Origin of the sequence: Pelotomaculum terephthalicicum JT, from assembly GCF_022410535.1 — a bacterium.
GTDB classification, from domain to species: Bacteria; Bacillota; Desulfotomaculia; order Desulfotomaculales; family Pelotomaculaceae; genus Pelotomaculum_D; species Pelotomaculum_D terephthalicicum.
On the sequence record NZ_JAKNBL010000007.1, the window covers coordinates 114,372 to 128,661 of the forward strand.

The window sequence follows — 14,290 nt, forward strand, 5'->3', positions numbered from 1 at the left end:
GTATATTCGATGGTTTATGATAAATTCCTCTCCCCTGTCTGTCATAAAATGAAAATTAATTTACAAAAAAGATAAAAAACATCCTAAGTTACCGGGTGCAAATTCTCCTCTACATGACCGGCAAATCGACCTTTCTCTCCTCCAAAATCAAAGCCCGGCGACTCGCCACGCGGTGTAAAATAAGTATGCAGCAGTTTTTTCGACATGTCGCTTAACGGGCGGCCCAGGAATTCTTCATAAATTTTTTTTACTGCCGGATTTTCATGGGCGCGCCTCAACTTCTTCGAATAATCGATCCGGTCCAGGGCATCAGCCCGGTTGTGGCGGTAATCCAACGATATCTCTTTATGTTCCCTGGTGCCGAATATCGGTTGACCGCCTCCTCCCACACAGCCGCCGGGACAGGCCATGATTTCCGCATAGTCAAATTGCTCGCCGGCTCTCAACCTGTCCATTAATTTCCTGGCGTTCCCGGTGCCATGCGCGATAGCCACTTTGATCCGCCGCCCCTTCAATTCCACCCAGGCTTCTTTTAATCCGCTAAAGCCGCGCAATTCCTCATAATCCAGAACATCCATCTCCCGGCCGGAAGTAAGATAATACGCTGTCCGCACCGCCGCCTCGATCACCCCTCCGGTAGAACCGAAGATCGCCCCGGCGCCGCTGGCAATCCCCATGGGAGTGTCGTAATCTTCATCCGGCAAGTCACGGAAATCTATTCCCGCCTGTCTGATCATTCTTGCCAGTTCTCTGGTAGTTATGACCCAGTCCACATCTTTAAATTTGCCGGTGCCCATTTCCAGCCGGCTGGCCTCAAATTTTTTCGCCGTACAGGGCATGATTGCCACTACCACGATTTTTTCGGGATCGAGTCCCTGCTTCCCGGCAAAATAAGTTTTAGTCAGAGCTCCGAACATTTCATGGGGAGATTTGCAGGTGGACAGGTTTTCCAGATATTCCGGGTAAAAGTGCTCGGCGAACTTAACCCACCCGGGGCTGCAGGAGGAAAGCAGGGGCAGCTTGTCGCCCCGCTCCAATCTTTCCAATAATTCATGGGCTTCTTCCATAATGGTCAGGTCAGCGGTAAAGTCCGTGGAGAACACCTTGTAAAAGCCCAGACGCCGCAAAGCCGCCACCAGTTTGCCGGTAACCACCGTACCCACCTCGTAGCCGAATAATTCACCCAGAGTGACCTGGATGGACGGGGCGGTTTGTACAATTACATACTTGTCCGGGTCTTCCAGCGCCTCCCATACGGAATCAATGCATTCTTTTTCCGCCAGGGAAGCGGTAGGGCAGGCAATTACACACTGCCCGCAGGTGATGCAGGCAACCTGGGAAAGATCCTGCATGAACGCCGGGGCAATCACCGTGTCATAACCCCGGTTGATAGCGGAGTAAACATTTACCTCCTGCACTTTGCTGCAAATCGCCTCACAACGGCGGCACTTGATACATTTGTTATAATCCCGGACAATAAACGAATTTTTATTATGAATCGGCAGCTGTTTCATTTCACCGGTGTATTTAATATTCCTGATACCCAGGTTGTCCGCTATATTTTGCAGTTCACAATTCAGGTTGCGGATACAAGTGGTGCATTCACGATGGTGGTCGGACAGAAGCAGTTCCACCATCGTTTTCCTTACCCTTCTCACCCGCGCTGAAGAAGTATGGACCACCAGACCTTCGGTTGCGGGAAAGGCACAGGAAGCCTGGAGCACCCTGGCCCCTTTGATTTCCACTTCAACCAGGCAGACCCGGCAGGAGCCAATCTCATTGATATGGCGCAGGTAGCACAGGCTGGGTATCTCAATACCCGCAGCGTGAGCCGCCTCCAGGACATTCATCCCTTTATCGGCTTCAATCTCCCTGCCGTCAATGGTAAGCCTGATTTTTTCCACCTTTTTCTCCGGGTTGTCATAAAGCTGCCCGGCTCTCCTGACTACCGGTCCCGCTGAAAATTCCGGCGTTTTCATTGATCTTCGCCTCCTTATCGCTGCCTTTAACGATCGCTTCCTTCGGACACTTGGCAACACATGCCGCACATTTGACGCATTTCGCCGGGTCAATCCGGTACGGCTGTTTCGGCGCGCCGGAAATCGCCCCGGCCGCGCAGGCCTTGGCGCAAAGGCCGCAGGCTATACATTTTTCTTCGTCTACCCGGTAGCTGAACAAGCCCTTGCAAACACCGGCCGGACAGGTTTTATTCCTTACATGAGCAATATATTCGTCTCTAAAATAACTTAGCGTTGAAAGAACCGGATTAGGCGCGGTCTGGCCCAGACCGCACAGGGAGGCGTCGCGGATATCCAGGGAGAGCCTCTCCAAAATGTCCAGATCCTCCATTTCACCGTGTCCCTCAGTGATTCTTTTCAGTATTTCCAGCAACCTTTTCGTGCCGACCCGGCAGGGCGTACACCTGCCGCACGATTCGTCCTGGGTAAACTCCAGGTAAAACCGCGCCAGGTCAACCATGCAATTATCCTCACTCATCACGATCATTCCGCCGGAACCCATAATTGAGCCAATTTCCTTAAGCGACTCATAATCAATCGGCCGGTCGAGGAATTTTTCCGGTATACAGCCCCCTGAGGGCCCGCCGGTCTGGATAGCCTTAAATTTCTTGCCGCCGGGGATACCCCCGCCGATATCAAAAACTATTGTCCGTAAAGACGTACCCATGGGCACTTCAATCAAACCGGTGTTTTTTATTTTTCCGGCCAGGGAGAATACTTTGGTGCCCTTCGTGGTGGCAGTGCCATACCCCTGGTACCATTCCCAGCCTCTCCGCAAGATAATTGGTATATTAGCGTAGGTTTCCACATTGTTAATCAGAGTTGGCTTGCCCCAAACCCCTTCCTGGGCCGGATAAGGAGGCCTGGGGCGGGGTTCTCCGCGCGCGCCCATGATTGAATGAAGCAGCGCGGTCTCTTCTCCGCATACGAAGGCGCCCGCCCCCAAACGCAGTTCAATATCAAAATTAAATAAAGTGCCCAAAAGTCCTTTGCCCAATAAACCTGTTTCCCTGGCCTGGCCAATGGCGATTTCCAGCCTCTCAACCGCCACGGGATATTCCGCCCGCACATAAATATATCCTTGATTGGCGCCGATGCAGTAGGCGGCTATAGCCATGGCTTCCAGCACGCTGTGCGGATCACCTTCAAGGATGCTGCGGTCCATAAAAGCGCCGGGGTCGCCTTCGTCGGCGTTACAGACAACATATTTGGGGGTGACATCCTGTGCGGCAGTCATCTCCCACTTCTTTCCTGTCGGGAAACCGGCGCCGCCCCTCCCCCGGAGGCCGGACTTACTGATGGTGTCAATTATTTCACCAGGCCGCTTATTCAAAATAGCATCCGCCAGGGTATGGTACCCGTCCCTGGCAATGTACTCTTCTATATCTTCAGGGTTAATCACTCCGCAATTTTGCAGGACTATCCTTTCTTGCGCTTTAAAAAAATGAATGTCATTGATGCTCGGTATCCTCTTTCCGGTTAAATCCTCCTGGTAAAGCATTCTTTCCACCAGCCTGCCTTCTAACAGGTGGGTTTGCACCAGTTCCTTAACATCCTCGGGTTTTACCCGGCAGTAAAATATCTCTCCCGGATGCACCATAACAACGGGACCGTGCTGACAGAAACCGAGGCAGCCGGTCTTCATGACACGCACATTTTCATTTAAGCCATGCTCATCCAATTCCCGCTCCAGTTCCCGCAGGATAGCCTGGCTTTCGGTAGAAACGCAGGAACTGCCTGAACAGACCATTATTTGGGTCAGGCCGAGTCCGTTCCGGTGGCCAAGTCTTTGTTTGATAAGGGGATAATGTTTTTCTTTCAGCGCTTTTAGATCTCCAATATTTTCAATTTTCAATTTTTTCACCTTTCTGATATTCACGGACTATTTTCATAACATCTTTCGCCGCAATTTCTCCGTATACATCTTCATTTGCCAGCAGGACGGGCGCAAGTCCGCAAGAGCCAATGCAGCGTGTGCTTTTTAAAGTAAAAAGCTTATCTTGGGTGGTTTCCTCCTCGTCAATTTTCAAGTTTTCTTTGAGAGTGTCCATGATCTCCTGAGCTCCCTTGACATAACAAGCGGTACCCAAACATACTTTGATCTCATATTTTCCCTTCGGCTCAGTTGAAAAAAGGGAATAAAAAGTCACCACCCCGTTAACCTCACTGACGGGAATCCCGGTTTTGCTAGCAATATATGTCTGCACCTCTTCCGGCAAGTAGCCGAATATTTCCTGAGCTTTATGCAAAATCCCAATCAAATGGCCCGGTTTTTTTATATATTCTTTGATAACATTATCTAAATCTCTATATCGATTCCTCTCTTTGTCGGTAATTCTATCAGGAGCCTGTTTTTCAATTCCGGTTATGTTTTCATGCTCCTCATTGATAAAATCGGACATAATCAGCCACCTCCCGCCTTATTTCTATATTGTTTATCTTTCCACATCTTTTATACAACAAGAAAAAACCTGCCTCGTGATTAAGGCAGGTCTAAGATGTTGGCAATTGTTCAGAACAGCGGTCATAAAAGGATAAATTGGAATACAGGTGAAATAGCAAAATATGTCGAAATATCTCTAAATTATTTATCTACCTGCAACGATAAGATCTATAAGTCCATGTAGAAAGTGAGTAAAGGGCAACCATGAATTTCAGGGATATTAAAGCGTTATTGCCAATCTCAATACCCTTTATATTAATATACTTATCTTACAAGCTTTTCTTAAAAATTCAGGAAACGCAGTTGGTATCTTATGAGGCAATACGATACTCTTCTTACGCTGTATTATTGATTGGCTTAGTTGTTAGTTATTTTTCTAATCGAAATAGAGTTTTTTTCACATTAATAACATTACTATTGAGTCAATATTTATTGGTAGACAAAAAATTATACTTGAGCGTTGTTTATCCTGCCGTCTGCATCTTTATTCCATTAAATATAATAATATTTAGTTTCTTAACAGAACGTGGTGTTTTAACTCCGGGCGGGAAAAATCGGATAGCCCTGATATTTGTTGAGATTATTTTTACCGCTACAATATTTGGGACGAATAACCAACCTTTAATTAATCTCATCAATAAAAAAGTTTTTTCTTTAAGAATACTTAGCCAAACGCCTGTACCGCAGATAGCAATTTTATTATTACTTGCCGCCATATTGCTCCTGATAATAAGACAAAGTAAAAATATATCATCTTATGAAAGCTCATTTGCCGGCGTCATAGTTGCCTCTTTTATAGCCCTAAATTTCAAAGAAAATAATTTGGCCCTGGTTATATTTTTCTCCATATCGTCAGTCATATTGATTTTTGCAATAATTCAAGACCTTTATAGAAAGGCCTATCTGGATGAATTAACCGGCATTCCCACCCGCCGCGCACTTATGGAAGAATTGATGAAAATAGGCGGCAAATATACTATCGCCATGTTGGACATAGATTTCTTTAAAAAATTTAATGATACTTACGGACACGATGTAGGTGACAATGCGTTAAAGTTTGTCGCCGCGATGATGAAAAATGTCACCGGCGGGGGGAAAATCTATCGTTACGGAGGCGAAGAATTTACCATTATTTTTCCCGGCAAAGGAGTAGATGACGCTGTTTCCCACCTGGAGAAATTAAGAGGTAAAATCTCCAGCAGGGGATTTGTCCTCCGTGGACAGGACAGGCCCAAAAAGAAGCCCCAAAAGGCTAAACCGAACAGCAGTTCTGCAAAGCGGCTCTTTCTCACTGTTAGTATTGGAGTATCCGAGAAAACCGAAAAAAATAAAACGGCTGCAGATGTGATCAAGTCTGCGGATAACGCGCTTTACAGGGCGAAAGAGAACGGGAGAAACTGTATCAGCAAATAGGTGGCGAGGTTACCCCTGGTTTATTGCCGATTTTATCAAATTCACGATGTGTTGTTGCAAGTCATACCCCATATCCGGCCAAATGGGCAGGCTAAGCACTTCGGCGGCAGCCCGCTCCACATTCTTTAAAACTGGGCCACTATCCCGGTAAACCGGAAGCTTGTGCAGGGGTACCGGATAATAAACCCTTGTTTCAACTTCTTGTCCGGCCAGATATTGTTGCACTTTGTCACGCATTCCACCCGGCACCCTGACAGTGTACTGGTGAAATACATGCTTGGTGAACGGCGCTTCATATGGTGTCGTTATTCCGGGTATTTCGTTAAATAATTCGTTATACCGCCCGGCAGCCAGTCTGCGTTTTTCATTCAACTTTTCAATATGAGGCAGTTTAACTCTCAAAACGGCTGCCTGAATTTCGTCCAATCGTGAATTATAACCGATCTCTTCGTGATAATACCTTTTCGCCGAACCATGCGCCCGCAGCAGTCTGGCCGTTTCGGCTATATGTTCGTCGTTGGTTGTGATAAGGCCCCCATCTCCGAATGCGCCAAGAATTTTCGACGGAAAAAACGAGAAGCACCCCGCCCTACCGGCAGCCCCCAATTTTTTACCTTCAAATTCCGCGCCGAAGGCTTGGGCAACATCTTCTATAACTAATAACCGGTATTTCTCCGCCTCCGCGAGAATTGCCTTCATATCTGCGGCATGGCCGTATAAATGCACCGGCAGGACGGCCTTGGTGCGTGTTGTGACCGCGTTTTCAATTAATCCGGGATCAAGATTAAATGTTCTCGGATCAATATCGATAAAAACCGGAATAGCGCCCACCCGGCTAATTGATTCCGCAGTGGCAAAAAAAGTGAACGGCGTAGTAATCACTTCATCTCCCGGGCCTATTCCAGCAGCGTGCAAGCTGATAACCAAAGCGTCGGTTCCTGAATTAACCCCGACAGCATGTTTGACTCCCAGATAATCAGCCGCTTCTTGCTCAAAAGCTTGGACATTTGGCCCCAAGATAAATTGACCGGAACGGATAACCTCTTGGATGGCGACATTGATTTTGTCCCACAGCAACCTTACTTCAGGTGCAAGGTCAAGCATAGGTATTTTTTTCACTTGATTGTCACCGGAATTAAATTTTAGCTTCTGTCTATACTCCGCCTGAACTTTTTTCAATAACCTGGCCGTAACAATTTATAAGTTTTGCCGTACAGTTGGCAGTGGACAGGTTTTCGGCGTTCTTCCTCGCATTATGGCTCATTTTTTCGCGCAGATCGTCGTTTTTCAGAAGAAGGGTTATTTTTTCGATAAATTGCAGCGGCTCCAGCTCCGTCAGGAATCCGTCGATGCCATCATCCACCATTTCAGAAACCCCGAAAGCTGATACGGCTACCACCGGCAGCCCGGCGGCTTTAGCTTCGCCGATGACAATACCCTGAGTTTCCGTAACTGAGGAAAACACAAAAATATCAGCCCCGGCGCAGCAGTTCACCACATCAGAAGGCGGCAAAACTCCTGTAAATGTTACTTGCTCAGCAATTCCCAGCTCTTTTGCTTTAGACTTTAATTCCTCTTCTTCAGGACCGCTCCCCACCAGCACAAGTCTTACCTTGCTCATTTCCCGGTTAATTATTGCGAAGCATTCCATGAGAAAGCCGATATTTTTTTCCAGCCCCAACCTCCCAACGAATAGAAGGACTTTTTCACCCCCGGGTAAATCAAACCTGCGCCTCAGCCAGTTCCGGTCCCCACTCTGAAAATCGGCCACTTTAATCCCGGTCGGCACTACGCGAATTGACGCTTTTACGCCTATTTTATGCAAATACTCTTCAATCGCAGCCGTCGGAACAATGACCAGGTCGCAATGGTTGCAAAAACCCCTGCTTATTCTTTGAGCCAGATCTTTCGTTAGCGATTGTGCAAATGGTATGTAATGCACGTATTGTTCATATAAAGTGTGAAAAGTAAAAACCAATGGTATGCCCAGCCTCCTGGCATACCTGGCGCCGAGACGCCCCAGCAGGAAAGGGGAATGCACATGAATCAAATCAAGGTTTAGTTTCTTGATGGTAGGCCTTAGCTTGATTGAAAAGGGCATCGCTAAAGCAAAGTCGCGGTTGGTCGGGGACGGTATCGATGAAAAACGGAATACCCTGTTTTCTTTACGGCAGTCGCGGTAGCTGGGCGCAAAAATAAAAACTTCATGCCCTTTGTTGGTAAGTTCTTCACTAAACGTTTGAATCGAACGGACAACTCCACTGGTATACGGCAGATAGCTGTCGGTAAAAATACCGATTTTCAATTGACCGGACCTCCCGGTAAAAAAAGTTGTATTGAACATTTAACATGCAAGATTCTAACACGGACCCCAATAAATAGCAAGGGCACCCGTTTGATTCCTTTCATAGTACGGTACGGTGTGCCCGAATACTTCCTGCTTGTTTATCTCTATAGAGCTCGTAAAAATTCAGGTCTGAGCAACTCCGGATGTGCCAGCGCCTTTTGGATGAGGGCAACCAGCTTCTCCTTGTCCTGGTTTAGCACGCCTTTTAACGGAAGGTAATTTGAAGCATGGTTGCTCCTGAACACACAGTTTGTCAGGGTCATATTTTCCAGCATAACTCTAAGTTCTTGAAGGGATTGCTCCGGTGTGAGCAGTTTAAACTCGCCCTTTTTCACTTTTCTGTCCATAAATGAATTTTCTGGAATCAACATGGTAAGCGCCGACAAATAAGCCGGGTTGATTGCACTTGCCGCCTCGGCGGTTGCCCTAGCGTGTTCTTCAGACAATTCCGGACCGCCCACCCCGATTATAACGGTGACAGACAGCGGTAACCCGGCTTCCATGGCTTTACGGCCGCCTTCAATTATCTCGGCGGCAGTCGAACCCTTGTGAATCATTTTATTAAGAATGTGGTCGCTGCCGCTTTCCAGGCCCAAATATGCAAGAGTAATGCCTGCTTCACGCAGTTTCTTTAAATCCTCCGGTGTTTTACTCAGGAAGTCACTCGCCCTGGCGTAAATGCCCACTCTCTCCAAGTAAGGAAAGTCTCGATAGAGTTTCTCCAGTACTTTAAGAAGCAGTCCGGTTTCCGCCACCATGGCGTTTCCGTCAGCTAAAAAGACTCTGGTAATATTACGATAGGGTACTTTGGCCGCGTCGATATCAGCCTCGATTTCTTCCCATGTTTTAACCCTGAATCTCTTTCCCTTATACGATACACAGAAACTGCAGGCGTTATGCGAGCATCCCAGAGTAACCTGAAAGATCAGGCTGGCGGCTTCGCTGGGTGGCCGGTAGACAGGCGGAACAAGATAATAACCCATCTTTCTACCCCTTTCTTAATCCAAAAAATAGGATCCCTACTTAATATTAATATAATAATTATACATTATTGTTACTATATCAGGTATTCAAAATTCAAGTGTCAAAATCCTGAATACTTCGAGATAATAAACCGTTCTCTCGTTCTAACTCCTGACGCAGTTGTCAATCTCCAAATGAGAGGCCAATTTGCTTTGCCGCACGAACCAAGTCGCCACCCACAGGAACCAGGCGCTGCTCACCTACTGCTTCTGCCAGAGGCACCGATTCAATATTCGGGGTGCGCAGGCATACCATTTCTCCAAATTTGCCTGCCATAACCAGGTTGACGGCGCCGGCGCCGTAACGGGTGGCCAATATGCGGTCAAAAGCCGTGGGGGTTCCTCCCCGCTGCAAGTGTCCCAGTACCGTAGCCCGGGATTCCATACCAGTGGTTTCTTCTATTTGATAAGAAACAACATTGCCGATACCTCCAAGGCGAATCGGGTCAAAGCTGTCCTCCACCCTGCGCTGGACCACCATTTCGCCACCGACCGGCTTTGCCCCTTCCGCCGCTACCACGATGCTGAATTTCTTTCCCTGTTCCTGCCTGTCAGTAATTTTCTTAATTACTTTTTCCATTGAGAAAGGTATTTCCGGAATCAAAATAACATCAGCGCCTCCGGCAAGACCGGCTTCAAGCGCTATCCAACCGGCATAGCGCCCCATTACCTCCAACACGATGATCCGGTGATGTGATTCAGCAGTCGTATGCAGCTTATCAATCGCCTCGGTGGCTGTGTTTAAAGCTGTGTCAAAACCAAATGTCTGGTCGGTAGCCGATAAGTCGTTGTCAATAGTTTTCGGTACGCCAACTACCGGCAAGCCCTTTTCTTCAAAGAGTTCCTTGCCGATGCTGAGACTGCCGTCACCACCAATAATAATCATCGCATCGATGTTATGTATATTAATGTTTTCAATAACGCGGTCCGACACGTCTTTAAATACTTTTTGCCCGTTTATGACCATCGGATAATGAAAGGGGTTGTCACGGTTGGTAGTACCCAAGATGGTACCCCCCCGGGGCAGGATGCCGACTACGTCTCTTTCGGTTAAATCACGCGCCCGGTTTTGGATCAGCCCGCCAAAGCCATTTTCAAAACCAACTACCGTAAGCCGGTATTCCTTTATGGCGGTTTTTACCACAGCGCGGATCACAGCGTTCAGTCCCGGACAGTCACCACCGCCTGTCAGCACTCCGATCCGCCTGATTGTTTTATTTATCGCCACTTTATTCCCTCCATTTTCATTGGCAAATAAGCTAAAACTACGATATCATTTTGATGATACAAAATCAATAATATGTTTATTGATAATTTCCGGTTCCTCCAGCATAAGCATATGGCCCGCTCCTTCAATCTTGAGCAATTTGGCGTTGGGCAGTCCGCATTCCAGCAAACGGCCCTGTTTTAACGGTGTAAGCAAGTCCGCAGAGCCGGTGATGATTAACGCCGGCAATTGAATCTCTGCTAGCCGGGAAGTTACGTCAAAATGTTTACACGCGGAAAAGTCCCTAAACCAAACCACCGGACTAACAGAGTTGATTTCCCTAATGGCAAGCTCTCTAAACTGTGACAGAGCGTTTTGGCTGTAAACGAGAGCAACTAGCTCGTGATTGTACCGCCTGTTTTTCAACATTTCCAGAATCGCGTTGACCGCGCTAAATTTGGCTCCGGTTGCCATTAAGACAACACCTGCCAGCATTTCCGGGTGATGCAGGGAAAAGTCCAACGCGACCGCACCTCCCATGGAATGACCCACCAGGTAAAAACGGCTGTCGCTCAACTTAGAAGCAATTTTTTTTATAAACTCTTGATAAGCTTTTATGCTGTCGCATGAAGCTCCACCCGATTTCCCGTGTCCGGGCAAGTCCGGCGCGATAACACGAAAGCTGCTTCCTATTCCGGCTAATTGTTTTGTCCAGTAACTGCCGTTGCCACCGGCTCCATGGATAAAAAAAATTGTTTTTTCTTCTTTTACCGTTTTTTCAGGGAAACGCTCATAATAAAAATACCTGACGTCGTCCAACTCGCAGTACGGCACATCTCTCACCCGCCCAAAATAAAGGCTACCGCCAAGGCCGATAGCAATCTAACAATCTGTTAAATTAATGTTCATGGAAGGGGAGTCCCTTCCATGAACTAATTTTATTATTTACTGCTCAGCCCTGTTAACTAATTCCGTCAAGGTCTGTTTTAAATTAGACAATGATTCGCCATAGCCGGACCAGTCTCCAGCCTTAAGCTTGTTTTGCGCCTCGTCGTAAAGCTGGTTGGCCTTTTGCGCCAATTCAGCCACACTGGCAGGTGACAAAGGCTCTGCACCGGGTTCTGCCGTAACCGGCGGTCTCTGTATCCCTCCGCCAGGACCGAATATTTTTTCCACCGCTTTTTCCAAGGTTGGCTCCATTACCACCATATCGCCGTGGGCGACAATCACCCGGCGCAATTCCGGCATTTTGCTTTGTTCAGCCTGGAGGTAAAGCGGTTCGACATAAAGCAAGGCATCTTTAATCGGGATGACCAGCAGGTTGCCCCGGATCACCCGGGAGCCGCGTTGATCCCATAAAGCCAGCTGCTGGGATATCGTTGTATCCTGGTTAACCCTGGCCTCGATCTGCATCGGCCCATAAACCAGTTCCTGCTTGGGAAAGCCGTAAGCCAGCAGTTTTCCATAATCCGCGCCGTCGGACCGGGCCGCCAGCCAGGCAATCATGTTCTTCTTGTTCTGCGGTGTAAACGGCAAGATTAACACAAACTCCGGCTTGCTTTCGCCAGGCATCTTGATAATGGTATAGTACGGCTGCATCGGTTTCTCTTCATTGCCGAACAGCTCGGTCGGTAAATTCCACTTGTCTTCCTTGTTGTAGAAAACCTGCGGATCTTCCATGTGATAGACGGCATACATATTCGCCTGTATACTGAAAAGGTCCACGGGATAGCGTATATGCTGCTTTAAATCTCCGGGCATTTCTTCCATCGTTTTGAATAATCCGGGGAAAATCTTGCTGTAGGTTATAACCACGGGATCTTCCGGATCGCTGATATAATAAACAACATTGCCCGTATAAGCGTCTATCACCACCTTCACAGCGTTGCGGATGTAATTGTTTACTTTATTATATGGCTCAGAGTAAGGATACTTGTCCGTAGTGGTATAGGCATCCCACATCCAAAATAGTTTGCCTTCACTAAGAACCAAGTAAGGGTCGCTGTCATAATCAAGGAAGGGAGCGATCTTTTGCACTCTTTGTTTAATATTTCGGTAGTAAAGGATCCTGCTGCTGTTGTCGACATCGCTGGCAAGCAGCAATTTATAGTCCCCCAAAGAAAAAGCGAACATGACCCGGCGCAGGAAACTCCCTAAATTGACGCCGCCTCCGCCCTCATATGTCGAAAAGACATTTTCGTCACCGCTGGGATAGTCAAATTCCAGAGTCTTGGTATTTACGATGACATAATTGTCAGTTAATTCACCGTAATAAATTTCCGGCCGGGTGACTTTAAGATCGGTTGTGGTTGCCGGTGGAATATCCTTCAAAAAGAAAGCAGGCAAACCTTCCCCGGTAAGTTCATTTACCGGACTCATCGCGATACCGTAACCGTGCGTGTACTTAAGCCGCTGGTTCACCCAGGTTTTGGCCGTAGAAGACAGATGTTCCTGGTTTAGTTCCCTGGCCGCCAGCATCACCTGACGGTAATGGCCGTCAACAAGATAGCGGTCCACATCAATATCCTTAAATTGGTAATACGATCTCATTTCCTGGAGCTGACTGTAAGTCTGCTGGAGAGGCTCCCAGTCCCACAGGCGGATGTTGCCTACTGTATCATTATTGGCCCGGATCTCTTCCAGCGACAGCACTTTTCCGGCGGGGAAACTGCTTCTTTCAATAGCGTCAAGATTATACGCCTTTCTGGTAAACTCGATGTTTCTCTCCAGGTATGGCGTCTCCATGGAAATTTCGTTTGGCGTAACTATAAATCTTTGCACAAATATCGGATATATCCCGCCCAGCAATACTGAGGCAAGCACGAGAAACCCGATGCTGTATACGATAAGTTTAAACCGGCGCAAGAACAGGTTCACCAAAATAGCGAGAGCACAAATAAGAGCGACATAAGTCAGCACCTTATAGGCCAGCAGGGTGGTATGGGTAGCGGTATAACCAGGTCCCCACACGGCGCCGTGGTGAGTAAACAGCAAGGCGAATTGGTCAAGCTGGTAGCCCACGGATTTTAAAGAGAAGAAAAGGACTGCCAGAATAGACAAATGATAACGGGCCGCCATAGAATGCAGGAGCTGGCCGGGCGCACCCTGGACAACACTAACAAGCAAGTAGATTACACACACCCAAAAAGCGATAATCAGGATGGTCCAACTCGCCACGTTGTATAAGAACTGATAAAAAGGCAACTGAAAAACGTAAAATCCGATATCGCGTTGAAAAACGGGATCTAATACCCCAAAAGAGGTCGGATGAAGAAATTTTTGCAGGGTAACCCAGTCCCCCGCGACAGTAAAGCTGAACAAGAAAGCCATAATCAGGCTTAAAGCGGTATACGCGGCCAATAGATACCTTGGATTAAACAACTTGCTCAAAGGTGATGCCTGAATTGTGACCAGATTGTCTTCTCTAAAAACTGCCGCTCTCTGCGAAGCCTTGATCAACGGACCGCGTGTCAAGAGGAGGTTAAAAAACAGCAGAATAAAAAAGGCGGCGCTGGCAGCAAAACGCAGGCCTAGCTCTGAAACAATGATTGTCATAAATACTCTCTGGTAGCTGAGAGCTTGAAACCACAACCAGTCAGTATATAGCTGCGCGCTCTTGACAGATATTGCCAGCAGAATGAGGGCTAGTCCCAAAAATGTAATAAAGGACCATCGCAATTTGTTATACAAACAATTAACCTCCTGTATGTAATATAGCCTCTCGGCATTCGCCGAGGCAGATGGCACAAGGCTTTGCTTGAACCATCGTTATTGAATTCCTCCTACTTACCATAGAGGAATTTTTTTTAAATCCGCATCCAATTGGGAATTCGGATCTAA

The 14,290-nt window shown here is 47.4% G+C and carries 11 protein-coding genes; 1 reads left to right on the forward strand and 10 read right to left on the reverse strand.

Features of this window, described 5'->3' with window-relative positions:
* Positions 1 to 83: 83 nt before the first annotated feature.
* From L9W92_RS07145 to L9W92_RS07160, 4 genes are all read right to left on the reverse strand, one after another.
* Complete coding sequence (locus L9W92_RS07145) at positions 84 to 1,979, reverse strand: NADH-dependent [FeFe] hydrogenase, group A6 (RefSeq protein ID WP_240083055.1); 1,896 nt, start codon at positions 1,977 to 1,979, stop codon at positions 84 to 86.
* A complete protein-coding gene (locus tag L9W92_RS07150; RefSeq protein WP_240083056.1) occupies positions 1,921 to 3,873 on the reverse strand; it encodes an NADH-quinone oxidoreductase subunit NuoF in 1,953 nt (650 codons plus the stop codon). Before L9W92_RS07150 ends, L9W92_RS07145 begins: the two co-directional genes overlap by 59 nt.
* Positions 3,863 to 4,420, reverse strand: coding sequence for an NADH-quinone oxidoreductase subunit NuoE family protein (locus L9W92_RS07155; RefSeq protein WP_240083057.1), 558 nt, complete (start codon positions 4,418 to 4,420; stop codon positions 3,863 to 3,865). The genes L9W92_RS07150 and L9W92_RS07155 overlap by 11 nt, the downstream gene beginning before the upstream one ends.
* Positions 4,421 to 4,925: 505 nt before the next feature.
* Positions 4,926 to 5,177, reverse strand: a complete 252-nt coding sequence (locus tag L9W92_RS07160; protein WP_240083058.1) for a hypothetical protein — start codon at positions 5,175 to 5,177, stop codon at positions 4,926 to 4,928.
* Positions 5,178 to 5,322: 145 nt separating this feature from the next.
* Between L9W92_RS07160 and L9W92_RS07165 the strand changes: the two genes are divergently transcribed.
* Entirely contained in the window at positions 5,323 to 5,874 is a 552-nt protein-coding gene (locus L9W92_RS07165) for a GGDEF domain-containing protein (protein ID WP_240083059.1), read from the forward strand.
* A gap of 9 nt (positions 5,875 to 5,883) precedes the next feature.
* Here the strand turns inward: L9W92_RS07165 and L9W92_RS07170 are convergent, their stop codons facing one another.
* The 6 genes from L9W92_RS07170 to L9W92_RS07195 all read right to left on the reverse strand — a co-directional run bounded on the left by L9W92_RS07170 (position 5,884) and on the right by L9W92_RS07195 (position 14,140).
* Positions 5,884 to 7,053 carry a DegT/DnrJ/EryC1/StrS family aminotransferase gene (locus tag L9W92_RS07170; RefSeq protein WP_240083060.1) on the reverse strand — a complete coding sequence of 390 codons (1,170 nt, stop codon included), beginning with the start codon at positions 7,051 to 7,053 and terminating at the stop codon, positions 5,884 to 5,886.
* Positions 7,028 to 8,179: a glycosyltransferase family 4 protein gene (locus L9W92_RS07175; protein WP_240083062.1), complete on the reverse strand. Its 1,152-nt coding sequence runs from the start codon at positions 8,177 to 8,179 to the stop codon at positions 7,028 to 7,030. Before L9W92_RS07175 ends, L9W92_RS07170 begins: the two co-directional genes overlap by 26 nt.
* Positions 8,180 to 8,325: 146 nt before the next feature.
* Positions 8,326 to 9,204: a radical SAM protein gene (locus tag L9W92_RS07180; protein WP_240083063.1), complete on the reverse strand. Its 879-nt coding sequence runs from the start codon at positions 9,202 to 9,204 to the stop codon at positions 8,326 to 8,328.
* 163 nt (positions 9,205 to 9,367) lie between these two features.
* Positions 9,368 to 10,471: a 6-phosphofructokinase gene (locus tag L9W92_RS07185; protein WP_240083064.1), complete on the reverse strand. Its 1,104-nt coding sequence runs from the start codon at positions 10,469 to 10,471 to the stop codon at positions 9,368 to 9,370.
* A 45-nt stretch (positions 10,472 to 10,516) separates the two neighbouring features.
* Positions 10,517 to 11,293 (reverse strand): alpha/beta fold hydrolase, encoded by a 777-nt coding sequence (locus tag L9W92_RS07190; RefSeq protein WP_240083066.1) that lies wholly within the window; start codon positions 11,291 to 11,293, stop codon positions 10,517 to 10,519.
* A 102-nt stretch (positions 11,294 to 11,395) separates the two neighbouring features.
* Complete coding sequence (locus L9W92_RS07195) at positions 11,396 to 14,140, reverse strand: UPF0182 family membrane protein (RefSeq protein ID WP_240083067.1); 2,745 nt, start codon at positions 14,138 to 14,140, stop codon at positions 11,396 to 11,398.
* Positions 14,141 to 14,290: the final 150 nt, after the last annotated feature.

Coding starts and splice junctions, on each gene's coding strand:
- L9W92_RS07145 (WP_240083055.1), bottom strand. CDS start 1,979: ATGAAAACGCCGGAATTTTCAGCGGGACCGGTAGTCAGGAGAGCCGGG.
- L9W92_RS07155 (WP_240083057.1), bottom strand. CDS start 4,420: ATGTCCGATTTTATCAATGAGGAGCATGAAAACATAACCGGAATTGAA.
- L9W92_RS07160 (WP_240083058.1), bottom strand. CDS start 5,177: ATGGCGGCAAGTAATAATAAAATTGCTATCTGCGGTACAGGCGTTTGG.
- L9W92_RS07180 (WP_240083063.1), bottom strand. CDS start 9,204: ATGGGTTATTATCTTGTTCCGCCTGTCTACCGGCCACCCAGCGAAGCC.